The sequence below is a fragment of the Thioalkalivibrio sp. ALE25 genome (assembly GCF_000377285.1).
Taxonomy (GTDB): domain Bacteria; phylum Pseudomonadota; class Gammaproteobacteria; order Ectothiorhodospirales; family Ectothiorhodospiraceae; genus Thioalkalivibrio.
Map to the genome: position 1 here is coordinate 78,763 of NZ_KB897930.1, position 18,879 is coordinate 97,641.

Annotated in this window: 16 protein-coding genes; 10 read left to right on the forward strand and 6 right to left on the reverse strand. The window is 67.1% G+C overall.

What is annotated here, in order from left to right:
• Positions 1 to 15: 15 nt before the first annotated feature.
• Positions 16 to 975 carry a polysaccharide deacetylase family protein gene (locus C996_RS0106460; RefSeq protein WP_018866637.1) on the reverse strand — a complete coding sequence of 320 codons (960 nt, stop codon included), beginning with the start codon at positions 973 to 975 and terminating at the stop codon, positions 16 to 18.
• Between the two features lie 533 nt (positions 976 to 1,508).
• Between C996_RS0106460 and C996_RS0106470 the strand changes: the two genes are divergently transcribed.
• The 10 genes from C996_RS0106470 to C996_RS0106515 all read left to right on the forward strand — a co-directional run bounded on the left by C996_RS0106470 (position 1,509) and on the right by C996_RS0106515 (position 14,080).
• Positions 1,509 to 2,621 (forward strand): sugar-transfer associated ATP-grasp domain-containing protein, encoded by a 1,113-nt coding sequence (locus C996_RS0106470; protein WP_018866639.1) that lies wholly within the window; start codon positions 1,509 to 1,511, stop codon positions 2,619 to 2,621.
• Between the two features lie 309 nt (positions 2,622 to 2,930).
• Positions 2,931 to 4,061 (forward strand): hypothetical protein, encoded by a 1,131-nt coding sequence (locus C996_RS0106475; protein WP_018866640.1) that lies wholly within the window; start codon positions 2,931 to 2,933, stop codon positions 4,059 to 4,061.
• Positions 4,062 to 4,163: 102 nt separating this feature from the next.
• Positions 4,164 to 5,453: a Vi polysaccharide biosynthesis UDP-N-acetylglucosamine C-6 dehydrogenase TviB gene (gene tviB / locus C996_RS0106480; RefSeq protein ID WP_018866641.1), complete on the forward strand. Its 1,290-nt coding sequence runs from the start codon at positions 4,164 to 4,166 to the stop codon at positions 5,451 to 5,453.
• Positions 5,454 to 5,732: 279 nt separating this feature from the next.
• On the forward strand, positions 5,733 to 9,068 hold the full coding sequence (locus tag C996_RS0106485) for a VanZ family protein (RefSeq protein WP_018866642.1): 3,336 nt from the start codon (positions 5,733 to 5,735) through the stop codon (positions 9,066 to 9,068).
• A gap of 152 nt (positions 9,069 to 9,220) precedes the next feature.
• Positions 9,221 to 9,943: a GAF domain-containing protein gene (locus C996_RS0106490; protein WP_018866643.1), complete on the forward strand. Its 723-nt coding sequence runs from the start codon at positions 9,221 to 9,223 to the stop codon at positions 9,941 to 9,943.
• 13 nt (positions 9,944 to 9,956) lie between these two features.
• Positions 9,957 to 10,691, forward strand: coding sequence for a bifunctional 2-polyprenyl-6-hydroxyphenol methylase/3-demethylubiquinol 3-O-methyltransferase UbiG (locus tag C996_RS0106495; protein WP_018866644.1), 735 nt, complete (start codon positions 9,957 to 9,959; stop codon positions 10,689 to 10,691).
• A 254-nt stretch (positions 10,692 to 10,945) separates the two neighbouring features.
• Positions 10,946 to 11,719: a hypothetical protein gene (locus tag C996_RS0106500; protein ID WP_018866645.1), complete on the forward strand. Its 774-nt coding sequence runs from the start codon at positions 10,946 to 10,948 to the stop codon at positions 11,717 to 11,719.
• A gap of 50 nt (positions 11,720 to 11,769) precedes the next feature.
• Complete coding sequence (locus tag C996_RS0106505) at positions 11,770 to 12,075, forward strand: HPr-rel-A system PqqD family peptide chaperone (protein WP_018866646.1); 306 nt, start codon at positions 11,770 to 11,772, stop codon at positions 12,073 to 12,075.
• Positions 12,072 to 12,977 (forward strand): HprK-related kinase A, encoded by a 906-nt coding sequence (locus tag C996_RS0106510; protein ID WP_018866647.1) that lies wholly within the window; start codon positions 12,072 to 12,074, stop codon positions 12,975 to 12,977. The genes C996_RS0106505 and C996_RS0106510 overlap by 4 nt, the downstream gene beginning before the upstream one ends.
• Positions 12,974 to 14,080, forward strand: a complete 1,107-nt coding sequence (locus C996_RS0106515; RefSeq protein ID WP_018866648.1) for a nucleotidyltransferase family protein — start codon at positions 12,974 to 12,976, stop codon at positions 14,078 to 14,080. Before C996_RS0106510 ends, C996_RS0106515 begins: the two co-directional genes overlap by 4 nt.
• Before the next feature lie 390 nt (positions 14,081 to 14,470).
• On the opposite strand, the gene C996_RS0106520 is transcribed toward C996_RS0106515, so the two are convergent.
• The 5 genes from C996_RS0106520 to C996_RS0106540 all read right to left on the reverse strand — a co-directional run bounded on the left by C996_RS0106520 (position 14,471) and on the right by C996_RS0106540 (position 18,877).
• A complete protein-coding gene (locus C996_RS0106520) occupies positions 14,471 to 15,421 on the reverse strand; it encodes a hypothetical protein (protein ID WP_018866649.1) in 951 nt (316 codons plus the stop codon).
• Positions 15,422 to 15,475: 54 nt separating this feature from the next.
• Complete coding sequence (locus C996_RS0106525) at positions 15,476 to 16,321, reverse strand: S1C family serine protease (protein ID WP_038035702.1); 846 nt, start codon at positions 16,319 to 16,321, stop codon at positions 15,476 to 15,478.
• A 110-nt stretch (positions 16,322 to 16,431) separates the two neighbouring features.
• Complete coding sequence (gene purU, locus C996_RS0106530) at positions 16,432 to 17,286, reverse strand: formyltetrahydrofolate deformylase (protein WP_018866651.1); 855 nt, start codon at positions 17,284 to 17,286, stop codon at positions 16,432 to 16,434.
• Positions 17,287 to 17,465: 179 nt separating this feature from the next.
• On the reverse strand, positions 17,466 to 18,416 hold the full coding sequence (ispH, locus tag C996_RS0106535; RefSeq protein ID WP_018866652.1) for a 4-hydroxy-3-methylbut-2-enyl diphosphate reductase: 951 nt from the start codon (positions 18,414 to 18,416) through the stop codon (positions 17,466 to 17,468).
• 26 nt (positions 18,417 to 18,442) lie between these two features.
• Positions 18,443 to 18,877: a peptidylprolyl isomerase gene (locus C996_RS0106540; RefSeq protein WP_018866653.1), complete on the reverse strand. Its 435-nt coding sequence runs from the start codon at positions 18,875 to 18,877 to the stop codon at positions 18,443 to 18,445.
• Positions 18,878 to 18,879: the final 2 nt, after the last annotated feature.

Sequence of the window (18,879 nt, forward strand, 5' to 3'; positions counted from 1 at the left end):
CTGATCGGTGTCGCCTCAAGCGCGTACTTCTCTCGGCCCCGTGAGGTTGCGGGCCAGGCGCAGGCCGAAGCGCAGGGGGGTGCGATCCCAGGGGGTGAAGCGCGGGAGCTGGACGAGATCGGAATCGAGACGCGCGGCGCCCGGCGCGGTGGACACGGCGGCCTCGAAGCCGCAATCGCGCGCGATCTGCACATGTTCGGCGGCGTAGTCCTTGTTCGGGCGTCCGTTGGGGTAGGCAAACAGGCGTGGTGCCCGCCCAAGCAGCGCCTCGAGGTCGTTCCGGCCCTTCTCGATCTCGGCGCGGGCGGTGGCCGCGTCCACCTCGGTCAGGATGGGGTGGGTGGCGGTGTGGCCGCCGATTTCCATGCCCGCGTTCGCGAGTTCGCGCACCTGCTGGCCGCTCATCATCAGGTTGTCCGGCAGTTGCAGGCCAAAACGCGCGGCCAGGGCCTCGGTACCGGCCCGGCGCTGTTCGGCGGGCTGGTACTTGAAGCGGCCGATCAGCGCGTGGATCAGTTTCAGGCGGTCCTGGTGGGTCTCCAGCGCCCACTCCCCGAGGCCTTCCGGGCTCATGTCGGCATTTTTCGGCAGGCGGCGCACCGTCTCGATCAGGGTGTCGTTGAACATCCGGCCGCCATCGAGATAGCCGGTGGCAATGAAGAATGTGGCTGGCATGCCTTCCTCTTGCAGTATCGGCAGCGCGACCTCGGCGTTGTCGGCATAGCCGTCGTCAAAGGTCACGCATACGGCCCGTGGCGGCAGGGTGTGGTTTTGCAGGCGTTCGACGGCCTCGGCCAGCGGTAATGGGTTCATGTGGCGGGCCAGCAGGCGCATCTGCCAGCGGAAGTCATCGGCGTGCGGATCACCATCCAGCAGCGGGTCGGGTTCCGGCAGTACACGGTGATAGATCAGGATAGACAGGCGCCCCCTGGAACCACCAGGCGACATCAGGGACAGCAGCGAGCGCAGCAGCATCGGATCAGCCCGCAGTGCGAGCGCGCGGCTCGTGATCCAGACTCCGGGCGATGATGGAGGCGATCTGCTCGCCGGCCTGGCTGACCCGCGCCAGCTTGTACGGCGCTGATCCAATCTTCATGACGCTCGGCCGGGCGCCGACCGCTCGCATGGTTTTGCATGGTGGATGAGATTTCATGGTTGTCGCGGTGTTCTATGAGTGGATCGTCAGGTCCTGTTCACGGCGGTGCCGACGGACGCTTCTCGTATCCTTGGCGGGATTTTGAGACCGGTCCAGCTTCCCCTTCAGATTTACTCTAACGTGCCTGTAGAAACATGCCGGCCCTCCGTGAATGACTCGTTATATCGCGGGGTCAGAAGGGAGCGTGACAAGGGCGGGTGAGCGGTCCACCTTTAGGTAGGTCTAGGATCAAGGTGTTACGTTCCTGCGTCCGATTGTTCGTTGGGTTGGTCGGCCGGGGCAGCGCGCATGTGTTGCCTTGCTCGCGGTTCTTTTTCGGACAGTCCGCCGGTGCCATTCAAGGGGGTGGGCCATGGATTACTGGAAGTTGTTGAGCCCCCGTCGGCTACGAACGGGTTTGCGCGGCCGGTTCTTCGATGCCCGGGATACCTGGCGTCACCTGAAGGACGAACAGGTCCATTTCAAGGCTCGGCTTCCGAGTGCATTCCGCCGCTACCGTTACCTGGTCTCCCGGGGATTCTCGGCGCGCGAAATCAAACTCTGGGGGTTGATGAATCCTGGGCTCGGCCAGAGGGCCCTCGAGCAATACGTCAGCAAGCGCGAGATGCTGAAGGTTCAGGCGAGGCACAGTCCTGTTGGACACGCCGCCCTGCTGGAGGACAAGGCGGTCTTCTATCGCTACTGCCATGAACTGGGATTGCCTATTCCCGAGACCGTCGCGTTTCTCTCGCGGGACCTTGTGCGAATCCCGGATTCCCTGGAGCCCTTGTCCAGCGAGGACATGCCGAACGCCCTCAATAGAGAAGAGGGACGTGAGTTGATCCTCAAGCCTGCCAACGGTGTGTATGGGGCCGGGATTCGCCGCTTTCGGGTCGTGGAGGGATGGTTGCAGGAAGGTAAACGCATCCTCGACCTTGGGGATCTGCTTGCTGAGCTCAAAGGGCAGACGTGTTATGTCCTGCAACGCAGGCTTGAAAATCATCCGTCCATTGCGGGCTGGACGGGCCTTGAAACGGTCCAGACCGTGCGGATCGCGACCGCCATGCCCGCGAGTCCCGGCTCCAGCCCGAAATTGATCTCGGCAAGTTGGCGCTCTGTAGTCACGAATGTTGATAACGACAACTTCAACTACGGGGATACCGGAAACCTGCGCGCGCGACTGGACCTTCTTTCTGGCCGGATTCTCCGGGTAGTCCGCGCATCACCCTCGGGCATTGGCCTGGAGGAGGTAGAAAGCCACCCCAATACCGGATCCCAATTGGTTGGAAGAACATTGCCGCACTGGGAGGAAACACGGCGACTTGCCCTGGCGGCCGCGCAAGCGTTCTATCCGATTCGTCTGGTTGGATGGGATGTCGCGATCACCCCTCAGGGGCCTGTGTTAATCGAGGGTAATTACTGGTTCGACCCTGACAACGCCTGGGGCGAACTAAGGAGTCAGCTGGACAACGCCTTGAAGCATTGACGGGCCGGGAGGTAGGTCGTGGCTTTGCAGCGACAGTGGTACTGGACATCCAGCTGCTGGCCGGTCCGCTTCATCGTGTCGGTGCTGGCCGGCAGTGCAGCAGTGGCTTACACACCCGCGGTGTCGGCGGATGTCGCGACCGTTGCGCAGTCCGCGCTCTCGGCCTCGCAAGTCGTGCGCGCGGGGCCGGAGGATTACCGGGTGGCGGTGGATGCGCTTGAGCCCGGTGACTGGTTGCGGCTGGAGCCAGGGGACTATCCGCGTTCGCTGCGGTTACACGGAGTGCGCGGGACGCCGGAGCGGCCCATCGTGATCAGCGGGCCAGCGGAAGGTGAGCCGGCCGTGCTGCGCGGGCGCCGCGGGGAGAACACGATCAGCCTGGTGGATGCGGAACATCTGGTGATCCGGCATCTGACGCTGGATGGCGGCGGGGAACCGGTTGCGGGGGTGGTGGCGGAGGCGCGCGGTGACGGCGTGCATCACGTGACGCTGGAGCACCTGACCATCCGCCATTATGACCGTTCGCAGGGCAACACGGGGATCACGACGCGCGTGCCGGCCTGGGGCTGGGTGATCCGGCACAACGAGATCCATGATGTGGGTACCGGGATGTATCTCGGACAGCCGGATGGCACCAGCCCGTTTGTCGGTGGCGTGATCGAGCACAACCATGTGCACCGCACTCTGGGGTACAACATCCAGATCAAGCACCAGACGGAAAGGGAGATGATTCCGGATCAGGACCCGGGCCCGCGCGAGACGCGGATTCGCTTCAATTTTCTGAACAAGGCAGAACGCGGGAGCGACGGGGCCCGGGCCCGCCCCAATCTGCTGGTGGGGCATTTCCCGCCCACCGGCCCGGGGTCTGAAGACCGCTATCGCATCGAAGGGAATCTGTTCTACCAGAACCCGCACGAGCGACTGTTCCAGGGCGAGGGCAACCTTCTGATCCACGACAACCTGTTCGTGAATGATGTCGGCGATGCGTTGCTGGTCCGCCCGCACAACCATGTGCCGCGGGAGATCCACGTTGTGAACAACACGGTCCTGGCGACCGGGTTCGGGATTCGGGTGGACGAGCCCGACCGGGCACACGAGCAGGTGGTGGCGGGCAACGCCGTGTTCGCCGGGCACCCGTTGCAGCTCTCAGGCGGTATCGCGGGAGCCGAAAATTTTACGGCCTCACGCGAAGCCGCGGCCCGTTACCTCGTGGCCCCGGATGCTGGGCTGGATGCCCTGGATCTCTACCCGCGCGCGGGCGGTTTGCGGGAACGTGGAGACAGCGTGAGTTCGCCCGCAATCGCGGGCGCGGATCGCGATTACAATGGCCGCCTGCGCGAACGATCGGTCTGGGGCGCCTATGCCGGTCCGCCGGGACCCAACCCCGGTCGTGTGGAGGGGATCGGGCCGCGCGTGCCGGGTTGCGCGCCCTGCCAATAGGGAAACATGGATCCCACGTTTCCCTGAGCCGGACGCGGTCCAGGGACAGAACGGCCCCCGCCGGGGTGCCGCATGACGAAGAGCAACGAGAACGGACATCTTATGCATACGCTTCCCGCGCTGGATGAAGTCACCATTGGGGTCATCGGACTTGGATACGTTGGCCTTCCGCTGGCCGTCGAATTCGGACATCACTGGTCCACCATCGGGTTCGACATCGACCCGGAACGGGTGCAACAGCTGCGGGCCGGGGTGGATCGCACGCGCGAGGTGGAGGCGGACAAGCTGGCGGCCACGCCGCATCTGGAATACACCTCGGACCTGGAGGCGATGCGGGCCTGCAACGTGTTCGTGGTGACGGTGCCGACCCCCATCGACCGGCACAAGCGCCCCGACCTCGGACCGCTGCTCGGGGCCAGCCGCAGTGTGGGGCGGGTGCTCAAGCCGGGCGATACGGTGATCTACGAGTCCACCGTGTATCCGGGCGCCACGGAGGAGGACTGCGTGCCGATCCTCGAAGCGGAGTCCGGCCTGGTGCACAACCAGGATTTCTTTACCGGCTACAGCCCCGAGCGCATCAACCCGGGCGACAAGGAGCACGGGGTGACCTCCATCATGAAGGTCACGTCCGGCTCCACGCCGGAGGTGGCCGACTTCGTCGACGCGCTGTACGCACGGGTGATCACCGCCGGTACGCACAAGGCCGAGAGCATCCGCGTGGCCGAGGCCGCCAAGGTGATCGAGAACACCCAGCGCGACGTGAACATCGCGCTGATCAACGAGCTGGCGCTGCTGTTCGAGCGCCTGGGGCTGGATACGGAGGCGGTGCTGAAGGCGGCCGGGACCAAGTGGAACTTCCTGCCGTTCCGCCCCGGGCTGGTGGGCGGCCACTGCATCGGCGTGGACCCGTACTACCTGACGCACAAGGCGCAGGCGGTGGGGCACCACCCGGAGATGATCCTCGCCGGGCGCCGTGTGAACGACTCGATGGGCGCCCACATCGCGGACAACACGGTGCGGGCCCTGGTGCGCAAGGGCATCAATCCGGTGGGCGCACGCATCCTGGTGATGGGGCTGACCTTCAAGGAAAACTGCCCCGACCTGCGCAACACCCGCGTGATCGATATCCACGCGACCCTGGCCGGCTACAACGCCGAGGTAACCGTCTTCGACCCCTGGGTGGACCCGGCCGAGGCCGAGCACGAATACGGCATCACCCCGGTGACCGAGACCCCGGCCCCGGGGCAGTTCGATGCGATCATTGTCGCGGTGCCGCACCGCGAGTTCCTGCAGATGGGGATCGATGCGATCCGCGAACTGGCCCGCCCGGACTCGGTGATCTTCGACGTGAAATCGGTCTTCCCGCGCGCGGCGACCGATCTGCGCCTTTAGCAGCTGGGCGGTTTCGCTTCGCGTCTCCCGGGATACCGGCGCGCAGCGCGGCTGGTGAACGGCACGCCCGCATAACGCCTGCGCTGTTCCCGGACGAGGGCAGGTTTAAAGTGGCGGGACGCCCTTCGTCCCGGGAGACGCCTAAGCATGCATCCCTCCGCGTTGTTGCCCCATGGTTTCCACCGTACAGCCTGACGGCGGCGGTGCTGCGCCCGCTGTGCGTCCATGGGCGGCGCGTGGCGGAATACATCCCTGGATCGGCGTTTCCCCCACCCTTCGATGAGCCCGCCGGCCGCCGCTGTGGAACCTCTGTCGCTGCGCACCTGTGCGCTCTGGGCCTGGCTGTCGCTGGGAGCGGCGATCTATTTGACGCTGCTGCCGTTCGAATTCGGCTCGGTTAGTCTGGAGCGTGCCTGGGAGATCTACCGCGGCATGAGCCTGACCGGCCCCGGGACCAGCGGCCGCCAGCAGTTTATGGCCAATGCCCTGATGTTCCTGCCGCTGGGGTTCTTCTGGACCGCGTGGCTGACCCATGGCCGCCGGAATCGACTGACGGCGTTTGCGGTGTTCACCTTCGTGGCAGCCCTGGGGCTGGCGGTTACGGCGAGCGTGGAGTTCCTGCAGGTCTGGCTGCCCTATCGGCACCCCGCGGGCGCCGATATTGCCGGTAACTTTTCCGGGGCCGTGGCCGGTTCGCTCGTCTGGCTGGCCCTGCGCGATCCGCTGGTGCGCTGGCGGCAGGTGCTGGAAGGCGCGGGTGCGCAGACCCTGACCGCCGGTCTGGTGGTCTATGCCGCGCTCTACGTGCTGATTGGCTTCGTCCCCTTTGACTTTGTACTGGCCGCGGACGAGTTGCGGGCCCGGTTGGCATCGGATGCCTGGGGCTGGTGGGTGGCGGCCGGCGCCTGCACGGGTGGTCTCCGCTGTATCAGCTGGCTGACGCTGGAGTTGGTGGTCAGTGTACCGGTGGGCTTGCTCCTGGCGCTTTGGCTGCAGCGGCGCGGAGCTTCGCTGCTAGGGGCCGGGATTCCCCTGGCCCTGCTGCTGGCGGGCCTGCTGGAGCTGTTGAATCTGGCGACTCTGTCGGGGATTGCCGAAGGACGTTCCGTGCTGCTGCGGGCACTGGGGATGGGGATCGGCCTCGTCCTGTTCCGGCGCCTGCCCGTGCATCCCCATGGCGTGATCCGGACGCTGCAGCAGTTCGCCACCCCGTTGCTTGTGACCGGCGCTGTCGCCTATGCCTTGCTGCTGGTCGCACTCAACCACGGCTTCGGTGCGTTTCACGCCGACGGGGAGGCGGTCCGTGCCCAGTGGGCCGACCTGAACCTGTGGCCGTTCTACTACCACTACCACGTGGACGAGATCCACGCCCTGCGCAGTACCGCGCTGCACCTGGCCATGTACGCGCCTCTGGGGATGCTGGTCTGGCTCTGGCAGTTGCGTCATCCACTGCAACCGGCCGCGTTGAACCTGCTGGCCGTCGTCGCGGGGGTTGCGCTGGCACTGGCGGTCGAGGCCGCCAAGCTGTTTGTGGACGGTGCCCGCCCGGACCCGGCCAGCCTGGTCCTGGCCGGGCTGGCGGCCGGGTTCATGGCGGCCTCACTGCAGTGGCTGGAACGCGCGAGCGTGGCGGGTGTCGCGCAACCGGCCGTCGCGTCGCGACACGAGCCCCGCAGTGTTGTCCCGGGTCCGGGTGATCCAGGCCCCGTCGAGGGCTCTCTGCAGCGGTTGCGCCAGGCCCTTGGCGGTCTCCTGGCCCTGGTGGCCGTATTGGCGGCGGTGACCTGGCCGGTGGCGCCGGTCGCGCTGGCCGCGGGGTTGCTGGCCTACGCCGTCTTGCTGGCCTGGCGCCCGCAGGCCTGGCTGGTCGTGATCCCGGTTCTGCTGGCCACGCTGGACCTGACTCTCTACCACGGGCGCCTGTTCGTCTCCGAGCTGGATCTGTTCCTGCTGATGACCCTGGCCGTGGCCCTGTGGCGGGGGCCACATGCGCTGCATGCGGGCGTATCGCTCCTGCCGCGCGGGATCCGCTGGCCACTGGGGCTGCTGGTCGTCTCCACCCTGATCGGGCTGGCGCTGGCCCTGTGGCCGCCCGGAGGCTGGAATCCCGGCGCAGCGGTGCACTTTGCCCACGAATGGAATGCGCTGCGGGTGGCCAAGGGACTGCTGTGGGCGGTGGTGCTGCTGGCGGTGTTGCGCGTGGCGCCCATTCCGGTCCGGGAGCAGGTGACACGCTGGTTTCTCCCGGGCGTGGCCCTGGCCCTGCTGGCACAGCTGGCCTTCGTGGTGCGGGAACGGATCACCTACCCCGGGCTGCTGGATTTCGACAGCGGCTACCGGCTCTCCGGCCTGTTCTCGGAGATGCAGGCCGGTGGCCCCAGTATCGAGAGCTTCCTGGTATTGGCCTTTCCGCTGGCCCTGGTCTGGTGCTGGCGGCAGCGTCCCGGCCTGATGCTCGCGGGCACCGCCGTGCTGGCGCTGGGGACGGCCTACGCGGTCGCAATGACCTATTCTCGCGGCGGCTACCTCGGTCTGGCGGTGGCCGTGGCCATCCTGCTGCTCGGAGTGGTACTGGCCACAGTGGCCGGGCGCGCGCGCCCGGGCCGCGGCGCGGTAGTGGGCGTGCTGCTGCCGCTGGTGGCGATAGCCGTGGTGGCGGGCACCACGCTGGGCGGTTTCGCCGAACAGCGTCTGGGCCAGATCGAGCGCGATTTCGGCACCCGTGCAGACCACTGGCGCGAGGCCCTGGAACTGCCCGGTGGCGGTTCTCTGGCCGCGCTGCTAGGGCGCGGGGTAGGCAGTTTCCCCGAGCACTACCGTACGGGCAACCGCGACGGACGCCTGCCCGCGAACCTCGCCTTCAGCCGCGAAGAGGGTGAGCCGCGCCTGCACATCGGGGGTGGCGACTCGCTGTTCGTGAACCAACGCGTGCGTCTGCCCCGCGACGGTCAGTACACCGCGAGCGTGCGGGTGGCCGGTGCCGAGGCCGCTGGCTTCCGGGTGTTTGTCTGCGAAAAGCCGATCCGGCATTCGTTTGCCTGTCGCAGTGAGGGGATGCGTCTGCAGGAGGGAGGGCGCGAGTCCTTCCAGTGGCGTTTCGATCTGGAGCCGATGGAGTCGCGCCGGTGGCCGTTCCAGCGCGGACTGGTGCTGTCCCTGGCGGTCGATGCCCGGCAGCAGTCTGTCGTCGAATTTTACAGTGTGCAGATCCGCGATTCGGAGGGCCGTGAATATGTGGCCAATGCCGATTTCCGACAGCTGGGGCGGTACTGGTATTTCACGACGGATCACCTTCGCCCGTGGCGGGTCGAGAATCAGTGGCTGGAGATCTACTTCGACCAGGGCGGGCTCGGCCTGCTGGCCTTCGTCTGGCTCACCCTGGCCGCCCTCGTCCTGCTGCTGCGGCGTGGCCTGACGGGCGATCGGGTGGCGCTGGGGGCCGCCGCCGCACTTACGGGGGCCTTGGCTATCGGACTGTTCAGCACGCTGTTCTTCTCGCCACGAATCGCGCTGCTGTTTTACCTGACGCTGTTGCTGGGCGTGGCGTCGGCGCCGCTGCGAGCCGGTTTGGATGCTAACGCTGTTTCGGCGCGGGCCGGGCCTGGAGCCAGCTGAGCTGGCCGGTAACCCCCGGTGCTGGCTTTTCGCCAGACCGGGGGTTTTTCGTGTCGGCTCACGGTCGCGCAGACGGCATGGCCCGGGGCGGGTACCTGTCGGGAAATCCCGCTGCTACTCTCGTTTGACCGACCTTCCTTGGATCCCGGGAGATGAACAAGGCCTTCGAGGCGTTTGACGAGCACCTGCTCGAGCTGGCCCGGTTTGTTGAAGAAGCCGAGTCCATGGAGAAGGGGCTGCACCAGTTGACGGTCCTGGTGGGCCACGCCATGGACTGCCGGCATTGCTCGATCATGCTGGTCAAACAGGATCCGGAGACCGGCGAACCACGCCTCCGGGTCGAGGCGCACCAGGGGGCGCTCGTGCCGCAGGCCTACGGGGAGTCCCAGCGTTTCGGGACCGGCATCGCGGGACAGGTCGCCGCATCCGGCAAAGGGCTCCTGATCAACGATCTCCACCATTCCGAATTTGCCGGCGACGCCCGCCGTTGCCACGAGGTGGAGGCGGTCGACGTGATCGCGGTGCCGGTGCTGCTCGATGGCGAAGTGATCGGCGTGATCAATATTGATTCCCCGCGTGATCAGCGGCGGCTGACGCAGGAGGATCTGCGCATGGCGTCGATCCTGGCGCTGGTGGTGGCCAAGTCCGTACTGGTCCATCGGCTGAAGGGGCTGCTGCGCACCAGTTTCACGCAAATGGCGCTGGCCCGTCAGCCGGGAGCGGCGACGGGGCCCATTACCCACGCACCGGAGCGCGTTGCCCGGTTGCTCGCGCGCACGCTGTACGACGAGATGAGCCGCGCCGGGTTTTCCCGCGATCATGTGCTGACGGCCGCGACCGAACTGATCGGCCAGGTGAGCGAGGGGCGGCAATGACGGCGAGGGTGCCATGAAGGACGCCGGATTCGAGCGCCGCTGGCGCCAGCGTTTCCTCGAACGCGGGGCGAGCCTGGAGGATGACGCCGGGATCGCCGGCTGGACGCCGACTGGCCTGAACAGCCGCGTGCGGCAGTTCGAGCGTCTCTGGCGGGACGCGGCCCATGCGCCCGGACGCTGGCTCGATATCGGCTGTGGCGCGGGTACCTACACGCGAATGCTGCATGCGCAGGGTCATGCGGTGTGGGGGCTGGACTACTCCAACCCGTCCCTGGCGAAGGCGAGGGATCGCAGCGATCCGGCGATCCCGTGGCTGGCGGCGGATATCCAGCATCTTCCGCTGCCGGAGGCCGCGTTCGACGGGGTACTCTGTTTTGGCGTAATGCAGGCGTTGTCGGAGCCTGCGCCGGCACTGGCCGAGATCCGGCGGGTCCTGCGTCCCGGTGGCGAGGCCTGGGTCGATGCGCTGAACCTGCGGTGTCTGCCCACGGCGCTTCGGGAGTGGCGGCGCCATCGCCGGGGCCGGCCGCCGCATTTGCGCTACGACGATCCCGCCGCCCTGCGTGCCACCGCCGAGGCCGAGGGTCTGGTGGCGCTGGAACTGGACTGGTTGCCGCTGGCACCCGGGCGTCTCGCGCGCCTGCAGCCACTGCTGGAGAACCGGGCCACCCGTGGCGTGCTGCAGACGGTGCCGGTCGCCGGGGCATGGCTGAGCCATTCGTTCATTCTGCGCTTGCGCAGGGCGTGATGCGCCAGTCGTCCGGCCCCTGTCGGGAAATTTTGCACTTGGCGGCGACGAGCTCCCTTGCGAACTCGAGGTCTGGTGAGGCGGCCCTCGATATCAGTGAGTTACCCGTTATTCGATGGAGTGGCATTGCGCTTGCTAACTCTTGGTAGAAAGCGTCTGATTGCAGTGTGCCCCGAAATTCCCCCGGTGCGGGTGGAGGCGGGTGCCCTGGCGCGAACGGCGTGACGCCGGGGACGGACCTGGAGCAGGCAAGAATGAGCGACGAACACGATCAGAACCACAGCCATGGCCCGGAGGGCGAGGATCCGTCCGGCAGCCCCGTGGATCGGGACGAGGCTTCAGCCGGCCCGCGCAGCCGGACCCGCCGCCGTCTGACCACCGCCGGCCTGGGTGGCGCGATGCTGGTGTCCCTCCCCGCCAAGTCGGTCTGGGGTGCACAGGGGCAGTGTTCGCTGTCGGGCAATATCTTCTCCGCCAACGTCTCCAATATCGACCACGAGTGCACCGAGGGCGATGGCTGCACGCCGGGCTTCTGGAAGAACAACTGGTTCGCCTGGGACTGCACCGGCTACTCCCCGGGGACCTGCCACGAGACCAATCCCCCGGGTAGTCAGTGCCGCCGCTTCGATGCGACGGTGCATCCCGGTGGCGCGACCTCCTTCGAGTCGGTGTTCGGCTACAAGCCGGAGTGCCTGAGTGGCTCGCCGTCGCTGATGGAGGTGCTCCAGTCCAGTGGCGTGTGCAGTGGCTCGCTGGACTGGCATGCGGTGGGCGCGGTCCTGAACGCGGCCTGCACCTCGATCGACTTTGGCGCCTCGGTGGACGAAGTGATCAAGGCCTATTCCATGGCCCGTGATGACGCGGACAAGTACACGGCCGTGAAGAACGTCTTCGTCTACATGAATGAGCGCTTCTGCCCGATCAACAGCCAGGGCGACTGCGAGGATGGCTACTCGCGCAACGAGCAGGGTGTGTGCGTGGAAGTGCGCACCAGCCAATCCAACCTGCAGGGCAATCGCAATCGCTGACCCCCGGCGCCGTGCCCGGTACATCAGCCCACACGGTCCGCGAGGTCCGCGTGTCCGTTTCTGAAGAGACTCCCCTGGCGCTGATCCCGCTGCCCGCCGCTCACGTGCGGGCGTGGGGCGAGGCGGTGGTCGTCTACGACCAGCGCTGTGGTGCCACCCACGTGCTGCAGCCGCCCCTGGCCGATCTTTTTCAGGCCCTGCAGGGCGGTCCGATGACGCCGGAGGCGTTGTTCGAGTACCTTGAACAGCGCTACGACGCCGCGGAGGGGGAGTTGGAGGATGCCATGCAGGCCGGCCTGAGCCAGTTGCGCCAGCACGATCTGGTCCGTCGTGTGCCGGAGTCGCGGGAGGCGTGACGGGGCACCCGGACCTGAGGGCCGAGTTGCGGGACGCCGGCCTGGCCATCCAGGTGGGGCCCTTTGTGGTGCGCTTGCGGTCGCGGCTGGACCGGATCGCGCGCGCCGTGGCCCTGTTCTATGACCGGCAGGTGCTGCCGGCGGGCAGCGCGCCGTTTGCCGACTTCCACGTCACCCTCGCCGGGTCCTCCGGCCTGCGCGCGGTCTGGCGGCCGCAGGCGCGTTTCTTTCTCGATGGGCGCTCGCCTTTTCGCCCCTTGCCGCACGCCCACGCCTACCCGCTGTTCGAGTGGGGACTGAACTGGTGCATTGCCCAGCACGCCCACGACTTCCTGATGATCCACGCGGCGGTGCTGGAACGTAACGGTCGGGCGCTGGTGATGCCGGGCGAGCCGGGGGCGGGGAAGAGCACGCTGACCGCCGCGCTGACCCTGTCCGGCTGGCGCCTGCTGTCGGACGAATTCGCCCTGCTTTCCCTGACGGACGGGCAGCTGGTGGCCCTGCCGCGCCCGGTCAGCCTGAAGAATGCAGCCATTGACCTGATCCGCGAGCGCTACCCGCAGGCGGTCATCGGGCCCGCCTCGCATGACACCAGCAAGGGGACCGTGGCGCATCTGAGACCGCCGGATGCGAGTATTCAGAAGATGCACGACCCGGCGCGACCGGCCTGGCTGGTCTTCCCGCGTTTTGCCGCGGGGGGCCGTGACCACCTTGCGCCGCTGGACCGGGCCGTGGCCCTGCAGCGGCTGGTCGGGTCGTCGTTCAACTACAGCGTGGTGGGGGCCGCGGGCTTCGAGGCCGCGGCCGACCTGATCGAGCAGAGTGCGTGCCTCGAGCTCGAGTACGCAGATCTGGATGCCACCCTGGGGCTGCTGAACGACCTGACCGCGGGGGGCGCGTGACATCCTCCGCGCTGACGCAACTGCTCGCGGTCCTGGGCGCTCCGAAGTCGGCCGGGCGGCTTTCGCTGGCGGACTGGGACCTGCTGGTGCGGGTGGCGCGGGTGGCCTCCCTGGAAGGGCGGCTGCATGCATTGATCGAGGAGGCCGGGACACTGCCCGAGGTGCCACCGGCGCCGCGACGGCACCTGCACGCGGCCCGGGTCCTGGCGGACCGTCAGCACGCCATGGTCCGCTGGGAGGTGGCGCGGATCCACGAGGCCCTGGCGCCCGAGGCGATCCCGGTGATGCTGCTCAAGGGCGCTGCCTATGTCATGGCGGGCTTGCCCTGCGCCCCGGGGCGTCAGTTCTCCGATGTCGACATCCTCGTCCCGCAGGCGCGGATTGAGCAGGCGGAGCAGCACCTGTTTGTCCAGGGTTGGGTCTGCGAGGGCTACGATGCCTATGACCAGCGGTACTACCGCCAGTGGATGCACGAACTGCCGCCGCTCACGCACATCCAGCGCAAGAGCGTGCTGGACGTGCACCACACCATCCTGCCGCCGACCGCGCGGCTGCATCCCGATCCGGATCTTCTGTGGCAGGCGGCGCTGCCGCTCGACGACTATCCGGGGGTGTATATCCCGGCTCCGGTGGACATGGTCCTGCACAGCGCGACGCACCTGTTCCACGACGGCGAGCTGGAGAATGGGCTGCGGGATCTGGCCGATCTGGATGCGCTGCTGCGGTACTTTGTGGCCGAGGATCCGGGTTTCTGGGAGCGGCTGCCGGCGCGCGCCTTCGAGATGGATCTGGCACGCCCGCTCTTCTACGCCCTGCGCTATGGCCGCGAATTCCTGCAGACCCCCGTGCCCGATTCGGCCTTCGCGGCCCTGGCCCGCGCGCGCCCGTCGGCGCCTCTGCGTGGGCTGATGGACGGGCTGTTCCGTCGCGGCCTGATACCCCATCACTGGAGCTGCGATGGCGTCGGGTCCGGCGCCGCGCGCTGGCTGTTGTACGTGCGTTCCCATTACCTGCGTATGCCGCTCCACCTGCTCCTGCCTCATCTGGTGCGCAAGGCGGTCAAGGACCAGCGCAAGGGGAAGCGGGAACGGCCCGAACCCTGAGGGAGACGCTGATTGAATCGCACGTCCGCGTTGGTGCCCCCTGTTTTCCGAGACAAGGCGCGTCGTGCAGCGGGTAGTGGTTCTACCCGCCCGTTTCTGATGGATTCGGGGCGCAACGCAGGATCGGGCCATATTCATTCAGAATCGGGGGGCACCAACCCCACAAGCCATTGAAAGCAGGGGCTCGGCCGCCCGTTGTTGATCAAAAACGGGCGCGGGAACGGCGTTGCGGTTCCCTTGTGCAGAATGACTGCACCGCAGTCACCGCGCCTTGTTCGTACGCAAAAGCGACTCGAGCGCGGACGTGCGATTCAATCAGCGTCTCCCTGAGGTCCGCGCGCTCCCGAACCCGCAGCTCGACCGCCGCCCGTCTACCCGACCAGCGGGCCTTTACCCGGTAGCGGGGTCCGCCTCTACGCTTAGGGGTGCCAGGAGCAGCTCGGCGCGAAACAGGATGCGCGGGCCGGCCACCAGGCCGAGGCAGCGGTAGCGCTGCTGTGCCATCCCGGAGCCGGCCAGGCCGCGATCCGAGGTGTCCACGTGTTCGACCGGGCTCACCAGCATATGCAGGGCATCGGCGCTGCGCAGGGCGCGCGCCAGACGTTGGTCGACGCTGATGTGGTGCGCGGTGTAGATCATGGGATCGCGATAGAAATCGTGGCCGTCGGCATGCGCCTTCTCGAGCAGGGCGCAGGAGATCAGGGATGCCGGAAACATGTCGGGAAAGTTGACCCGGTCCTCCAGCTCGTCGAAGTAGTCGGCCTGGCGCACGAGCGAACCCGATAGCAGATTCTTCGCGTTGCTATTGGTCATGAACTTACGCTTGTGGAACCAACCGTTGTCCGCGATTTCGCAGCGGTCCTCGAGCCGGTCGAGCTCGACACCCGCGGGCAGGGGCAGAGTCGTGTCCGGCAGTGCTCGGGGGGTGGCCGTGTCGCGCACGTGTCCCAGCAGCACCAGACCGCCGGATGTGCGCATCGCGATGCGGTTCGACAGTTGCGGCCGTCCCGCCTCATCCATGCGTCGGTTCGTGGACTTGACCACGGTGGTCAGGGCCTCGTCCGGGCGCAGGGCCCCGGCAAAGGTGAACTGGTAGTTCCGGAACGGCCGTTCGCGGGTGTTCTCGCTGTCGCCCTCCGCCTGGCGTACCTGTGTGATCAGGGCCTCGGCGAGGCATTCCAGCTGAAAGCCCAGCACAATCGGGCCGCCAAACGGGTTGCCGCGGATCTGCATCCACTTGTCGCCGTCATGGAACGGGTTGAAGTCGTCGGTGGCGTTGCGCGCCACGTCGATGTGGATCTGACGAAAGACGCGGGGGGCGTCGAGAGGGGGCGCGGCCATGGGCGTGCGTTCTACCGGGCAGGGCCTGCCGTGACGTGTGCGGGCGTCGATGGGTTACTCCCGGGCGTTTGCCAGCAGCGGACGAATCCGGTCCGCTGGCACCGCGTAGCTGATCCCGCTGGGGTGGCCGACCGCCGCCTCGCGTCCGCCCTGGACGAAGACCTGATTGATCACGCCGACGACTTCGCCGCTGTCGATCCGGTAGACGGGGCTCCCGCTGTTGCCGGGGTAGGCGGTGGCATCCAGCTGAAACACCATGGGTGCGCCGGCCCGCAGTTGCCGGATGCGCGCCTCGCTCAGTTCGCTCGAGCGCCGGGCGGTGATCGCCATGGGGGTGCGCGCCGCCACGCTCGCGCGATGGGTCGCGGGATAGGTGCCCAGGACCATGCCGATCGGGAAGCCGGTAAAGGCCAGTTGTTCGCCTTCCCGCACGGCATCGGAGGATCCCAGCTGCAGGGGTGGCAGCGGGGGCCCGGCAATCCGCAGCAGGGCCAGGTCGTCGTCCGCCGAATGGGCCACCAGTTCCGCGCTGTGGATGGAGGTGTCACGGCCTTCGCCGCTGACCACCACGAGTTGTTCGCGGTTCTCGTGATCCAGGGACGTCGGGATCACATGGTGATTGGTGACGATCAGGCTCCCGTCGCCGACCGCAAAGCCGGTGGCGAGGTAATGGGCCCGGGGGCTGCGCGCGGGCTGGTGGGTGGCGATGCTGACCACCGAGGGTTTGATGCGCTCGATGGTGTCGGGCAGCGCATCGGCCGCGGCCGGGGGCTGGAGGACCAGAAGGGCCAGAAGGCTGGCCGCGGCCAGGGCCTTCAGCGTCCGCCATTTGCGCGGGCGGGTGCATGGCGCAGAGGCCGGTGACAAGAGGCCGGATCGCGTGCTCGTCGTATTGTTCATGGGCCACCCCCGCCGGTTGATGGTCCAAGTCTAGGCCAGGCGTCTCCGATCGTGGTGGCAGTGCGTTAGGTGACGCGGGTAGTGGCCGGCGGAGGCGTTAAGCCGAATGTTCAGTTGAAGACGATGGTCTTGTTGCCGTGGGTGAGGACGCGGCCTTCGAGGTGGTAGCGCAGGCCGCGGGCGAGGACCCAGCGTTCGACGTCGCGGCCCTTGCGGATGAGATCCTGCACGCCGTCATCATGGCGGATGCGGGTGACGTCCTGTTCGATGATCGGCCCGGCGTCGAGGTCCTCGGTGACGTAGTGGCAGGTCGCACCGATCAGCTTCACGCCGCGGGCGAAGGCCTGGTGGTAGGGCCGTGCGCCGACGAACGACGGCAGGAAGCTGTGGTGGATGTTCAGGATGCGCTCAGGGTACTCGTCGCACAGGGTGGGCGGCAGGATCTGCATGTAGCGCGCCAGTACGATGGCGTCGGGTGCGAGTTCGGCGAGCCGCGCCTGCAGGGTAGCGAAGGCGGACTCGCGGTTCTCGCGCGGCACGGGGATGTGTTCGAACGGGATGCCGTAGCACCGGGCCAGCGGTTCCAGGTCACGATGGTTGGAGAGGATCGCCGGGATCTCCATCGGCAGTTCGCCGTTGCTCCAGCGGGCCAGCAGGTCGCTGAGGCAGTGCGGCTCGCGCGAGACCATCAGGACCACACGTGGTCGCGTTTCGGCGCCCGCCAGCCACCAGTCCATGCCGAGATCGAGGGCCAGCTCGTCCAGGCGTTCGCGCAGGGCGGGCTCGGCATCGACGGGCAGCGAGAATACCCAGCGCATGAAGAACCAGCCGGCCTCGGCATCGGTGTGTTGTGCAGCCTCGGTGATCCAGCCGTCGGTGTTGGCGATCGCGTTGGCGATGCGCGCGACGATCCCGTGCTGATCCGGGCAGCGAATACTCAGCCGAAAACGCGGTCGATCATCCATGTCGTTTGGAGTCCTGAATCAGGTCACGGGCGGTTAACAGGAAGATGGGAAGACAGGAAGGTTTTTGGGGTGAGGGCCATGGTTTGGGGCTTGGGGTATGCCCCGAACCCTTGTCATGTCCTGGGCGCCATCACCCAATCCCTTCTTCCAGTTTTCGCGTCTTCCTGTAGATCGTCCTTTCAGGCGGATTCGCGGCGCAGGCCGGAGGGGATGGAGAAGGTGATGGTCTCTTCGCGGCCGGCGAGTTCGGAGACGGTATCGACGCCGTGCCCGCGCAGGAAGTCGAGCACCTCGTTGACCAGGACCTCCGGGGCCGAGGCGCCGGCGGTGACGCCGATGCGGCTCTTGCCCTCCAGCCAGGCGGGGTCGATGTCGGCGGCACCGTCCACCAGGTAGGAGGCTACGCCCATGCGGGCGCCGATCTCGCTCAGGCGGTTGGAGTTCGAGCTGTTCTTCGAGCCGACCACCAGCAGCAGGTCGCACTGCTTCGCCAGGTCCTTCACCGCATCCTGACGGTTCTGGGTGGCGTAGCAGATGTCCATCTTGCGCGGGCCTTCGATCTTCGGGAAGCGCGCGGTGAGGGCATCGATGATCCCGGCGGTGTCGTCCATCGACAGCGTGGTCTGGGAGACGAAGGCCAGACGGTCCGGGTTCGCAACCTCCAGATTCTCGACGTCCGCGATGGTCTCGACCAGCATCATGCAGCCGCCCCGGGAGTCGTCGAACTGGCCCATGGTGCCCTCGACCTCGGGGTGCCCGGCGTGGCCGATCAGTACGACCTCGCGACCCTCGCGGGCGTAGCGCGCCACCTCCAGATGGACCTTGGTGACCAGCGGGCAGGTGGCATCGAACACGGTCAGGCCGCGATCCTCGGCCTCCTGCTGCACGCGGCGCGGCACGCCGTGCGCTGAGAAGATCACCACCTGGCCGTCGGGCACTTCGCTCAGTTCCTCGACGAAGCGCACGCCCGCATCCGTCAGGCGGCCGACCACGTGGCGGTTGTGCACCACCTCGTGGCGCACGTACAGCGGCGCGCCGTAGATCTCCAGGGCGCGTTCCACGATCTCGATGGCGCGTTCCACCCCGGCGCAGAAACCGCGCGGATTGGCGAGCTGGGCCTGGATACTCATGGTGTTCTCCTGCGGTCGGTCGCGACCTATTGTGGCTCCCGTACGGATACCACATCCACCTCGAAGGTGAAGTGTTGCCCCGCCAGCGGGTGGTTGAAATCCACCGTCACGGTGTCGTCCTCCACCGCTTCGATGCGGCCGGGCACGGCCTCGCCGGAGGGGCTGTTGAACTCGTAGATGTAGTCCACTTCCAGCGGCAGGTCATCCGGGAACTGCGAGCGCGGCATGCGTTGCACCGCCGCCTGATCCCGGAACGGGAACATGACGCCGGCCTCGATCGCAAATTCCCGGTGGTCGCCGGCCTCCAGCCCGACCAGCAGATCCTCTAGGCCGGGCAGGATCTCGCCGGAGCCGATCTCCAGGGTAATGGGTTCGTCGCCGGTCCCGTCCACTACAAAGCCGTTTTCGAGGATCAGGCGATAGTGCATCTCGATGTGCGCGCCCTTGGTGACCGTGGTCATGC